The 12,281-nt window shown below is 28.0% G+C and carries 13 protein-coding genes and 1 tRNA gene; 9 read left to right on the top strand and 5 right to left on the bottom strand.

Features of this window, described 5'->3' with window-relative positions; genetic code table 11:
* Window positions 1-26: 26 nt before the first annotated feature.
* Window positions 27-99: transfer RNA gene (locus tag BLV71_RS14380), tRNA-Lys, on the bottom strand.
* A gap of 109 nt (window positions 100-208) precedes the next feature.
* On the opposite strand from BLV71_RS14380, the gene BLV71_RS14375 reads away from it, so the two are divergent.
* Window positions 209-727, top strand: coding sequence for a shikimate kinase (locus BLV71_RS14375; RefSeq protein ID WP_093871216.1), 519 nt, complete (start codon window positions 209-211; stop codon window positions 725-727).
* Here BLV71_RS14375 and BLV71_RS14370 read toward each other — a convergent pair.
* Window positions 719-1,222 (bottom strand): phosphoribosyltransferase domain-containing protein, encoded by a 504-nt coding sequence (locus BLV71_RS14370; protein WP_093871215.1) that lies wholly within the window; start codon window positions 1,220-1,222, stop codon window positions 719-721. The two genes, BLV71_RS14375 and BLV71_RS14370, sit on opposite strands and share 9 nt — an antisense overlap.
* A gap of 25 nt (window positions 1,223-1,247) precedes the next feature.
* Entirely contained in the window at window positions 1,248-1,619 is a 372-nt protein-coding gene (locus BLV71_RS14365; RefSeq protein ID WP_093871214.1) for an RNA-binding S4 domain-containing protein, read from the bottom strand.
* Window positions 1,620-1,699: 80 nt separating this feature from the next.
* On the opposite strand from BLV71_RS14365, the gene BLV71_RS14360 reads away from it, so the two are divergent.
* From BLV71_RS14360 to BLV71_RS14345, 4 genes are all read left to right on the top strand, one after another.
* A complete protein-coding gene (locus BLV71_RS14360; protein ID WP_093871213.1) occupies window positions 1,700-2,611 on the top strand; it encodes an FKBP-type peptidyl-prolyl cis-trans isomerase in 912 nt (303 codons plus the stop codon).
* Window positions 2,612-2,949: 338 nt separating this feature from the next.
* Window positions 2,950-3,408: a cold-shock protein gene (locus BLV71_RS14355; RefSeq protein WP_093871212.1), complete on the top strand. Its 459-nt coding sequence runs from the start codon at window positions 2,950-2,952 to the stop codon at window positions 3,406-3,408.
* A 142-nt stretch (window positions 3,409-3,550) separates the two neighbouring features.
* Window positions 3,551-4,591, top strand: coding sequence for a helix-turn-helix domain-containing protein (locus BLV71_RS14350; RefSeq protein WP_093871211.1), 1,041 nt, complete (start codon window positions 3,551-3,553; stop codon window positions 4,589-4,591).
* Between the two features lie 98 nt (window positions 4,592-4,689).
* Complete coding sequence (locus BLV71_RS14345) at window positions 4,690-6,387, top strand: S41 family peptidase (RefSeq protein ID WP_093871210.1); 1,698 nt, start codon at window positions 4,690-4,692, stop codon at window positions 6,385-6,387.
* A gap of 103 nt (window positions 6,388-6,490) precedes the next feature.
* On the opposite strand, the gene BLV71_RS14340 is transcribed toward BLV71_RS14345, so the two are convergent.
* On the bottom strand, window positions 6,491-6,739 hold the full coding sequence (locus BLV71_RS14340; protein ID WP_093871209.1) for a hypothetical protein: 249 nt from the start codon (window positions 6,737-6,739) through the stop codon (window positions 6,491-6,493).
* A 173-nt stretch (window positions 6,740-6,912) separates the two neighbouring features.
* Complete coding sequence (locus tag BLV71_RS14335) at window positions 6,913-7,227, bottom strand: DUF6787 family protein (protein WP_093871208.1); 315 nt, start codon at window positions 7,225-7,227, stop codon at window positions 6,913-6,915.
* A gap of 188 nt (window positions 7,228-7,415) precedes the next feature.
* Here BLV71_RS14335 and BLV71_RS14330 point away from each other — a divergent pair, with 188 nt between their 5' ends.
* The 4 genes from BLV71_RS14330 (at window position 7,416) to BLV71_RS14315 (ending at window position 12,279) form a co-directional block, all read left to right on the top strand.
* Complete coding sequence (locus BLV71_RS14330; protein WP_255405210.1) at window positions 7,416-8,654, top strand: alginate export family protein; 1,239 nt, start codon at window positions 7,416-7,418, stop codon at window positions 8,652-8,654.
* A 2-nt stretch (window positions 8,655-8,656) separates the two neighbouring features.
* The gene (gene ric, locus BLV71_RS14325) at window positions 8,657-9,385 is read left to right on the top strand and encodes an iron-sulfur cluster repair di-iron protein (protein ID WP_093871207.1); all 729 of its coding nucleotides are present in this window, start codon (window positions 8,657-8,659) and stop codon (window positions 9,383-9,385) included.
* 326 nt (window positions 9,386-9,711) lie between these two features.
* Window positions 9,712-9,951, top strand: coding sequence for a hypothetical protein (locus BLV71_RS14320; protein ID WP_093871206.1), 240 nt, complete (start codon window positions 9,712-9,714; stop codon window positions 9,949-9,951).
* Window positions 9,952-9,954: 3 nt separating this feature from the next.
* The gene (locus BLV71_RS14315) at window positions 9,955-12,279 is read left to right on the top strand and encodes a molybdopterin-dependent oxidoreductase (protein ID WP_093871205.1); all 2,325 of its coding nucleotides are present in this window, start codon (window positions 9,955-9,957) and stop codon (window positions 12,277-12,279) included.
* The last annotated feature ends 2 nt before the right edge of the window (window positions 12,280-12,281 follow it).

The raw sequence follows: 12,281 nt of genomic DNA, 5'->3' as shown, positions 1-12,281 counted from the left end.
GTTAAGCAAATTGCTTAACTTTTTTGTGACCGGGCTGGGGCTCGAACCCAGGACCCTCTCCTTAAAAGGGAGATGCTCTACCAACTGAGCTACCAGGTCATTGTTTGCTTCTGAAAGCGGTTGCAAATATACAATGGTTTTTTAAATCGCAAAACCTTTTTTTAAGTTTTTTTTACAGATATTTGTAACATATTAATTTTCAATAATCATGAGAATATTTTTTTTAGGTTATATGGCTAGTGGAAAGTCTACCATAGGTAAAATAGTGGCAAAAAAGTACGATTTGCCATTTATTGACTTAGATGATTACATAGAAAAAAAAGAAAATAAAACGGTTTCAGAAATATTTCAAAGTAAGGGAGAAATTTATTTTAGAAAAAAAGAAAATGAATACCTCAAAGAATTAGTAGAAGCAGAAGATAACTTTGTGTTGTCATTAGGTGGGGGCACTCCTTGCTATGGAAATAACATGGACTTAATTACAAAATCAAAAAACACGATTTCTTTTTACTTAAGAGCTAGTATAAGTACTATTATTAACAGGCTGAAAAGTGAGAAAGAGCAAAGACCCTTAGTTGCAAACCTTAAAAATGAAGATCTTAATGAGTTTGTAGCAAAACATTTATTTGAACGTAGTTATTTTTATAACCAAGCAAAACACACTATAGCTATTGATACTAAAGAAATAGATGAAATATGTAACGAAATCTATAGCTTATTAACTTAAATAAGCTATAGTTTCATTGTCCTTAAATTCAACAACAACATGTTCTTTTATTGAAGTTGATAATGATATTCCTTTAAAATCTGCTTTAACTGGGTATTTTTTATGATTTCTATTCACCAAAACTGCAGTTTTAAATCTTTTAAGTGGAACTTGTAAAAAATGATTTACACCATAAATTAAAGTAGTACCAGAGTTTAAAACATCATCAACTAATACTAATGCTTTATTTTTATATTCATTAGATGTTAAAGAAGTAGTAACTGAATTAATAGGTTTCTTTTTATTAATAGAAACTTCACATAATAACACTTCAATAGACGAAATTTTTGATAAGGCAGTAGCTAGTTTTTTAGCAAAAAGAAATCCGTTTAGTGTAATTCCGGCAATAACTATTTCTTTTTCATTACTATTACTCTCATATATTTGATAAGCAATTCTTTTTATTTTTTGTTCAATTTGAACATTATTAAGTATAATATTATTTTTTGTTTCCATTTTTTATTTTTTATAAAAACTACTATTATTCATTACCATCGTTATAATCGTCAATATCTCTTCGATCTTTTTTTGTTGGTCGACCAGTGCCTTTTTTTCTATAATAATCTTTAGCGTATTTCAAGAGTTCAGTTTTTTCAAATTCTTCTTTTGGAGTTAAATCTTTACGGTATAAATCAACTAATTTAGCACCAACTCTACTTGGAGGAATGTCTAAAACCTTAATTTTATAGTTAATTTGATTTTTTCTTACCACTATTTCTTCATTTCCAAATATTTCTTTAGATGGTTTTAAATTAGTACCATTTATTTTTATATGCCCTTTTTTACAAGCATCTGTGGCTATACTACGTGTTTTAAAAAATCTAATACACCACAAATATTTATCAATTCTCATATAAAAAGTTAAAAATTATTAATTCATTTTTTACAAAGGTATAAAAATGGTAAATTGCGAATCAAAATTCTTAAGATTAAATGATAAAAATTAAATATTTTTTTTACATACTTGTAGCTAGTATTGTATTATATTCATGTGGAGATAGTGGTTCTAGTGTTGAAGTCTTTGATCATGCAGCACAAGAGAAGATGGATAATGACACAATAGTAAAGTTTTTGAAAAACAATTATTATAATGTAACTACTGATGCTGTAGAACCTTTAAAATCTGGAGAAACAGCACTTTTTGATGATTCTAAGTTAGTAACAAAAGAGATAAAAGAGAATGATATAAATTATAAGTTATATTATTATGTAATTACTGTTGGTGATGGTACTCCTGTATATAACAGTGCTGGAAACTTACTTAGAAAAAAAGGTTTTCCAACAATCATGGACTCAGTTTACTCTAGATATAAAGGAAGAAGAATATTAGGAGAGAAAACTTTAGGTAGTGAATTCGATAACAATACAACATGGTTTTCACTAGCTAACGTAATAACTGGATGGACTCATAGTTTCCCTAGTTTCAAAGGAGGAGAAAATAAAACTGTAACTAATGGACCAATAACATATGATAAAGGAGGTAAAGGAGTTTTATTTATCCCTTCAGGGTTAGCGTATAGAAATATAAGTAGACCAGGAATTCCAGCAAATTCAGTTTTATTATTTTATATTGAACTATGGGATACTGTAGAAAATACTGATCAAGATAATGACACTGTTGCTTCTATTTTTGAAGATCCAGATGGAGATGGAAATCCAAAAAATGATGATACGGATAAGGATGGAGTAGCTAATTATTTAGATGTAGATGATGATGGTGATGGTATTTTAACTAAATATGAAGATAAAAATAAGGATGGTGATCCTAGAAATGATTTTAGTGATCCAAATAATCCTACAATACCAGATTATTTAAATAGAAGTATACGATACTCTAAAGAATAAAAAATAAAAAACTCATCTGATTCAGATGAGTTTTTTTTTATGAAAATTTATAATTTTAATAAGTATATTAAGTAGTGATACAGAAAAAATAAACATAAAAGTACATTTATTCGTATATTTGCAAAAGCAGATTCGTAGTTTACCCAAGAAAACAACATTCTTTAGTATTAAAAAGTTAATATATCTTTTTATCAATATCAACTACAAAAGAACTCTAAACTAAGCATTTATAGCTTGTCAAAATAAAATAAATAACTTTAAAAAAGTACTACTTCTAGTCTGTTTTTAATGTTGTTTAAATAAATAAGTAGTACAGAAATTTAATTTAAAAATAATAAATGGCAAAATCGCAACAGACATTTAACAAAGCTGAAAAAGAAAAGAAACGTTTAAAAAAACGAGAAGATAAGAGAAAGAAGATGGAAGCTCGAAAAGCTGAAGCTAAGGAGAGTGACAAAAAAGGAATTGAATTTGCCTATGTAGATATTTATGGTAATCTTACAGATACACCACCAGATCCTGCACAAAGGGTTCAAGTTGATGCAGAAAGCATACAAATTAGCATACCTAAAACATTAGATATTGATAAAGAAGATATTGATCCTGTTAGAAAAGGAAAAGTATCATTTTTTGATTCTTCTAAAGGTTTTGGGTTTATTATAGATTCATTAGATCAGCAAAAATATTTTACGCACGTTAGTGGTTTAATTGATGAAATAACTGAAAATGATAAAGTTTCTTTCGAATTAGAAAAAGGTATGAAAGGAATGAATGCTGTTCGCGTTAAAAAAATATAAGCTCTAAAATTATACAAAACAACATTACACTTTTACAATATTTTTTGTAAAAGTTTTGTTGTTTATAATTGTTAATATGTAAAAAAATAAGTGATAAATTAGTAATATCAAGTTTATATATTTGATACTAACAATTATAATAATGGCTTTTTCATCACTTTTTTTATTCTTTTTTGGAGCTATAGGTGTTTTTAACAGCTTTTTTGTCAGCTTATATTTTATTTTCTATAAAAAATCAAAGAGATTATCTAATAAGTTATTTGGATTTTTTCTTTTTTTCTTAAGTGAACGGGCTTTTCGTTCATTAATTTATTTTTTTAGTGATATAACTCCAAATGCATATTCTAAATTTGGGCCCGTTTCTTTTCTTTTTATTGGTCCTTTTTTATTCTTATATGTTCTATCAATTACCAATAGAGAAAATAAGATACTTTCATTTTGGAAGCATCATATTTTATTTTGGGTTGCTGTTGCTATTATAATGCATATTGTATATCCATTTAGAACGGATCCAATTTTTTATAAAAAATATATTTTAAAGGGAATAAATATTCAATGGTTAATTTATTTATTACTCTCAATTAAAGTAGTTTATTTAACTATAAAAAATAGTGAATTTGGAAAAGAAAAAATCACTGTTAAAAATTGGTGGTTATCTTTATTATTAACCTCGATATTTCTTTTATGGTGTATTTATTTTTGGATTAGTTTCACCTATTTTGTGGTAGGTTCAATTGTTTTTTCAGCTATTTTTTACTCTTTTTTTATTTTCTTTTTGTTTAAAAAGAAAGAAAGGGAACAGGTTTTTTACATTGAAAAGAAATACTTGAATAAAAAAATGGATAGCTTAATAACTAATCCATTAATAGTTCAACTTAAGGAATTCATGGATGCTAAAAAACCTTTTAAAAATCCTAATTTAAAATCTTCTGATATCGCAAATGAACTTTCTATTTCTACACATCAATTATCACAGCTTTTGAATGATAGTATAGGGAAAAGTTTTTCAAATTTTGTGAATGAATACAGAGTCGAAGAAGCAAAACAAATAATTAGCTCTAATACTAAGTATACTTTAGATGCAATAGGAAAAGAATCAGGATTCAATTCTAAATCAACATTTTATACTTATTTCAAACGAGTAGTTGGAGTTACACCATCAAAATATAGAGAACAATTATAAGTTCATATTTATAATTTTGAACAAATACGATGAGTATTCTTATTTAATTATTTTCAAAACTTATGTTTTTTTGTTTTTGAATTTAAACAATATTACAAATGAAAAAGCCTATTAGAGTATTTACAAAATTGTTATTAATAACAGTTTTTATAATTAGTTGTAATTCTAAAACTGAACAAAAGAAATCTATAGCAGAAGCAATTTCAGTTTTACCTAATGCTACAATTAAAGAAACAATAGCATATTATTATAAGCTCAAAGAAGAATATCCAACTAAATATAATTTTGAAAAAGAAAATGAGTTAAATACACTTGGTTATCAATATTTAAGTAATGGAAAAGTAAGTGAGGCTATCGAAATATTTAAATTATTAGTTAGTGAGTTCCCTAAATCTTCTAATCCTTATGATAGTTTAGGTGAGGCATACAAAATAGCTGGTAATAATGAATTAGCTATAAAAAATTATGAAAAATCTTTAGCGTTAAATTCAAAAAACATTAATGCTGAAGATATTATTAATAAACTAAAATATAGTAAATACGATGCTACTCGTTTTGGTAAAAAATATAAAATTAAAGAGTATAAAGATGATTTAGACGAACTTGGTCGCAGATTATCAGAAGTTAATCCGAATGTTTATAAATTCATCAGTAAAAAAGATTTTTGGAGTGCTATTGAATCGAAAAAAGAACTGATAACTGAAAGTACTACTTTTAGTGATTTTCTTTGGTATTGTAGTGAAATAATAGCTAATATTAATTGTAGTCATACTTCTATGGGGTACTTTAATCAAGAAAGAAAATTAATTCCTATTGAATTACGATTTCCACTTGAAGTTAAAATGATTAATAATAAATTATATGTTTCAAATTCACTAATTAATAAAGAAAAAGTAAACTTAAAAGATGAAATTGTAGCTATTAATGGTAAGTCGATTGAAGTTATTAAGCTAGAAATTTTCAAGCATATTTCATCGCAAGGAAATATTGAAACGTATAAAAAAAACTTTTTAAATGCACATTCAACATCAATAATACCTTATGCATTAGGTTTCCCTAAGTCCTATAACATTTTATTAAAAGGAGCATCTAATTCAATAAAACTATCTCCTTTAAAAAAATATCAAAATAATTTTCAAAAACTGCCTAATTATTTATGTCAAGAAACTTTATGTTTTAACTATTCAAAAGATAAAAAAACTGCTTTCATAACAATTAGAAGTTTTGCCTATTATGGAAAACGGTTTAAAAAGTTTAAAACATTTATAGACAATAGTTTTGATTCCATGGCCAAAATGAATATTCAGAATTTAGTAATTGATATAAGAGGTAATGGAGGAGGTCCTTCTGATGCAGGAATTTATTTATTAAAATACTTGTCTCAAACTCCTTTTACATATTTTTCTAGTTCTCAATTTTCTGAAAGTTTAGATGAAATTCAACCCTTTAGTAATAACTTTAAGGGCGCTACTTACATTACTATGGATGGAAACGGAGGGTCTACAACTGGGCATTTTATGTCATTAGTAAAACACCTTAAATTAGCTACATTAATAGGAGAGGAGCTAGGCTCTAATCAGTTTTGCACTGGTGGTCAAAAGAGGCTGCGTTTACCTAATACAGGGGTTATTTATAGTGTTGCAAGAAATACTTATATAACTACGGCTACATCTTTTCCTATAGATAGAGGTATTATGCCTGATCATGAAATTACTCAATCTATAGATGATTACGTAAATGATATAGATACTGTAATGGAATATACATTAAGCTTACTACAAAAGAAGGATAAATAATATTAGTTCTTTTTAAATTAAAAACCACCAACAAAATAATTTGCTGGTGGTTTATTAAAACAAAATTGTTATTTAAAAGTGTATTAGGATGTTCTTATAATGATTAAGTATTAAACTCATTGACAATAAATTCTTTTACTATCTTTTTTATATCATTTGGGCAATCTTCGTTTGGGTAAACAACCTTAACTATTTTCTGATTAATTACAGTATGATTCCATTCAATTAACCTTTTTAATTTCCTGTCCTTTATATAGTAATTTTTTTCTGCTAAATAATCTTGAACTTTAACTTCTAATGAATTTACAATATTGTCCAGTTCTTTAATTTTAAAAATATTATTCAATGTCATTCTACTGCATGGTATTATATTAAAAAACAATGTTAATCACCTGATATATGGGTTTATAACAAAAGTATTAGATGTTTTTTTTAATAAAAATACCTAGAATCCCTATTTAAAGTATAGGGTAATCCCTTAGAAGTATCAGTAAATGGTAGAGTATTAACTCAAAGTTATTTTTTCTAATTTTCTTCGCTTTTAAAAAGAAACCCTAACCCTAAACGTCCTAAAAACTTCTTTTCAAACTCCCAGAAAAACTTGAATTGTCCAAACAACCATCCAACAATAGGTAAAGTAGTTTGGTATATCGGAAAAATTAGTAAAATACGTAAAGGCCAATATATCCAAGGAGATATAGTTTCAGGTGACAAACCTAAATAAGCGGTAATAGGTTTAGCAACCCAAGCAGCAAATGAACCATTAATAGCGAAAACAATAAAAATAGCAATTACATCCCAATTACTACTAATACCCCAGCGTTGTTTTAATTTTTCCATGAGGGCAAAAATATATAAAACTCAAAAGGCAAACAAATGTTCATCTTTAAACTTATTAATATTTTGTATCAGTAACTATTTATACTAAAAAGAAGGTTTTTAATTAAAAAAAGAGAGGTATGATTTTTATCATGTTTTACAGGAGTTTTTATATTGAAATTTGTTAAAGAAATGTAAAAATGAACATCATGAAAATAAATAAATATTTAAGTAGCATATTATTACTATTTATAACAACACTATCATACTCACAACTAAAAATAGATGCAGAGTTACGACCTCGTGCAGAATACAGACATGGATTTAAAACATTATTTCCTAATGATGCAAATGCAGCCATGTTTGTGTCGCAAAGAACAAGATTGAATACCTCTTTTTCTATGGATAAACTAAATTTTTACATTAGTTTTCAGGATGTAAGAGTTTGGGGTGACGTTCCTCAATTAAACATAGCAGATGCCAATGGTTTAAGTTTACAACAAGCTTGGGCAGAAATATTGTTAGATCGAAATTTTTCATTAAAGTTAGGACGTCAAGAAGTAGTTTATGATGATAGTAGAATATTTGGTAATGTAAATTGGGCTCAACAAGCACGTAGTCATGATATGGCATTGTTAAAATATAAAAAAAATGATTTCAGAATAGACGTTGGTTTAGCTTTTAATCAGTCAAAAGAAGGTTTAGTAGGTACTAATTTAACAACTCCTAAAACATATAAAGCAATGCAATTTGCTTGGTTTCATAAAGAATGGAACAATTTTTCAGGAAGCTTTTTATTTTTAAACAATGGTTTACAATCATCTACAGGTCTTAAATATAGTCAAACTATAGGAACACATATAAAAACTAAAGTATATGGATTAGATATTGTTTCTAATTTATATTACCAATTTGGTAATGATATATTAAATAGAGATTTAAGCTCTTATTTATTAGGGTTAGAAGCTAATTATAAAGCAACAGACAAGATCAAACTAGGTTTAGGTATGGAATTATTAAGCGGTAATGATTATAATACTTCTGGTAATAAGAACTATGCATTTACTCCTTTTTATGGAACTAATCATAAGTTTAATGGACTTATGGATTATTTCTATGTTGGTAATCATGCTAACAATGTAGGGTTATTAGATGTATATATGAAAGTAAACTATAAATTAAACCCAAAATCTAGTTTAACAACGTTTATTCATAATTTTTCTGCTGCAGCAGATATTAATACTACAGTTTCTAAGCAATTAGGTACAGAGTTAGATATAGTATATGGATATAAGTTTACTAAAGAGATAGGTATCAAAGCAGGGTATTCACATATGTTTCCTACTGAAGGGATGGAAATATTAAAAGGAAATAATGACAATAATACTAATAATTGGGGTTGGGTTATGGTAACCATTAAACCAACATTATTTTCATCAAAAAAATAAAAATGGCAACATTAAAAGAAAAAACAGTTGCTGAATATGTCACTGAAAATATAAAAACGGCTCATATTTTTAAAAAACATGGAATTGATTTTTGTTGTGGAGGAAATATTTCAATTGAAAAAGCCTGCTTGAAGAATAATGTAAATCAATTAATTTTAAAAAAAGAACTTTCTGAAGTAGATATAGTAAAAGATATTATAGAAGATTATGATAAATGGGAATTAGATTTTTTAATGATTTATATTGAAAATGTACATCACACTTATATAAAAGAAAATTTGCCATTGATATCACAGTATGCAAATAAGGTAGCTAAAGTTCATGGACATCATTACATAGAAGTAACAGAAGTAAATATGCTTTTTCATGAAGTAGCAAATGAATTAATAGGGCATTTACAAAAAGAGGAACAAATATTATTTCCGTTTATAAAGCAATTAGTTATTGCTAAAAAAGAAGGAAGTAATACAGTTACTCCACCATTTGGGACTGTAAATAATCCAATACAAATGATGGAGCATGAGCATGAAAATGCGGGAAATGTTTTTAAACAAATAGCAAAGCTTACAAATAATTACATGCCACCAGAAGGAGTTTGTAATACATTTAAGGCTTTATATGCTAAATTGGACGAATTTGAACAAGATTTGCATAAACATATACACTTAGAAAACAATATTTTGCATTCAAAAGCACTCAAACTAGAACAAGAAATTAATAGACAAGTATAATTATTTAAACAATTATTATAAAATTTAATAGTACCCTATCTTAAAAGAACAAAATGATCTTTTACAGATAGGGTTTGTTGTTCTTGTACTAAGCAATCTAAAAATGATCTAAATTAATTGATAATCAACTCTTAAGTTATTTATAATAAAACTAAACTACTCATGTATGATAATAAAAAAACAAACACAATATATTGTTTTTCAGTGTTTTACGATGTGTTTGATTAATTCTGGATTTTTGCTTTTTTATCACATGATATTTATCATGTTTAAACTTCAATTAAAAAGACAAATTTGTGTACAGTTTAATTTAAAACTAGTCACTTATGCCAATTAAAAGCTATTTAGCACATCCTTATACAGGAAAAAAGAAAGAGCTTATTACAGCTATTTCATCAATAACAGAATGTGAAATTTTTCCAGCAGAAAATAAAGATCTTTTAGTTTTGGTTACAGAAACAGAAGATGAAATACAAGAAACAATTTTAAAAGAAAAATTGGATGCTATTGCTAGTTTAAAATTGTTAGCAATGGTTTCAGGATTTAATACACCAATAAAGAATTAATATATGGATACATCAACAACAAACAGAAGAAGCTTTATTAAAAAAATGGCAATGCTATCTGCAATGACAGCGGCAGCAACTATGTTTCCAGGTATATTATTTGCAAAAGATCAAGAAGCTGGAATTCCTGAAGGCAATTTTGATTGGAAAAAAGGACCATGTAGATTTTGTGGTGTTGGCTGTGGTATTTTAGTAGGAGTTGAAAATGGTAAAGCAATTGCAGTTAAAGGTGATCCAAATTCTTCAGTAAATAAAGGATTACTTTGTGTAAAAGGGTACCATCAAACCATGTGTATACAATCAAAAGATAGGTTAACACATGCTTTGGTTAAAAAGAATGGAAAGTACGTAAAAACACCAATAAATGAAGCATTAGACATAGTAGCTAATAAAATGAAAGCGACTATTGAAGAACATGGAAAAGATGCGGTAGCTATGTATACATCAGGGCAATCGACGATTCCTGAAGGGTATGTAGCTTCTAAATTTATGAAGGGTGCCATTGGTACTAATAATTTAGATTGCAATGCTCGTTTGTGTATGGCTAGTGCTGTAGCAGGTTTTTTAACAACATTTGGAGCTGATGAACCAATGGGATGCTATGAAGATTTTGATCATGCCGATTACTATATTACTTGGGGAAATAATATGGCTGAAATGCATCCTGTTTTATTTTCTAGAATGTTAGAAGAAAAAAATAGAAGAGGAGCAAAAATTATAGATTTTGCCACTAGAACAACTCGATCTAGTATGGCAGCAAATAAATCTATTTTATTTGAACCTCAAACAGACTTAGCCGTTGGTAATGCAATTTGTTATGAAATAATTAATAATGGTTGGGTTAATAATTCATTTATTGAAAAGTACTGTAGTTTTAGTAAAGGACTTACTAAAATGGGCTATGGTTTAGAGGATAAATATAAATTTAAAGATAAGCCTACAAAAATTAATTTTGAAGAGTATAAAGCCTTTTTAGAAGACTATTCTCCTGAAAAAGTATCAAAACTTACAAAGGTTTCTGTTAAAGACATTAAATATTTAGCAGCTATATATGGCGATCCAAACAAAAAAGTAATGTCACTTTGGTGCATGGGTGTAAATCAACATACAAGAGGTACATGGATGAATAATATTATTTATAATATTCACTTATTAACAGGAAAAATTTCACAACCTGGTAATAGTCCTTTCTCATTAACAGGGCAGCCTTCTGCATGTGGAACAGCTCGTGAGGTAGGAACATTTACTCATAAACTACCTAAAGGGGTTGTAATGAACCCTAAACATAGGGTAAAAGCAGCTAAAATTTGGAAAGTTCCAGTTGAAAGAATTCCTTCGAAACCAACGTATCATGCTACTGAAATGTTTAGAGCTGTTGATAGGGGAGATATTAAGTTTATTTGGACTCAAGCTGTAAATCCGTTAGTATCCTTACCAAGAACAAGTAGATTTCGTCCAGGAATGGAAAAAGAATCGTGCTTTGTGGTAGTTTCTGATGTATTTCCAACACCAACCTCAGATGTTGCTGATGTCATTTTACCAGCATCTTGGCATATAGAAAAATCTGGATTATACGGTAATTCTGAAAGAAGAACCCAACACTGGAACAAAATGGTGGAAGGACCTGGTGAAACAACACCTGATGCATGGATGTTTATTGAAGTTGCAAAGCGTATGGGCTATGGAGATTTGTTTCCATATTCTAAAGAAAACCATGTAGAAGAAATTTATAATGAATATCGTCAGTTTCATGCTGGTAAAAAGCACAATATGGCACCTTTAGAAGTGTTAAAAAAAGAATCTGGAGCTATTTGGCCTTATGTAGATGGAAAATCTACACAATGGCGTTTTAATGCAAAGTATGATCCAGCTTGCTCTAACGGAAAAGATTTTCATTTTTATGGAAAACCAGATGGAAAAGCGGTTATTTGGCAACGACCATATGAACCAGCACCAGAAGTTCCTGATAATGAATATCCGTTTTGGTTAAACACTGGTCGTGTTATTGAACATTGGCATACAGGCTCTATGACTAGAAGAATACCTGTTTTACATAAAGCTATGCCAAATGCTTATGTAGAGTTTCATCCTGACGATGCTAAACGATTAAACATAAGAAAAGGTGAAAAAGTAAAAGTAAGCTCGCGAAGAGGTTCATGTATTTTACCTGCTTCAATTAATGAGAGAGGTTTACCTACAAAAGGACAAGTATTTGTGCCTTTCTTTGATGAAAACATGTTAATCAATGATGTAACCTTAGATGCATTTTGCCCTATATCAAAAGAGCCAGATTATAAAAAATGTGCTGTTAAAGTAGAAAAAGCATAAGG

The sequence above is a fragment of the Tenacibaculum sp. MAR_2010_89 genome, from assembly GCF_900105985.1.
Lineage (GTDB): Bacteria > Bacteroidota > Bacteroidia > Flavobacteriales > Flavobacteriaceae > Polaribacter > Polaribacter halocynthiae.
Note: the sequence above shows the minus strand (reverse complement) of the source record. Positions and strands in the feature narration are given on the sequence as shown.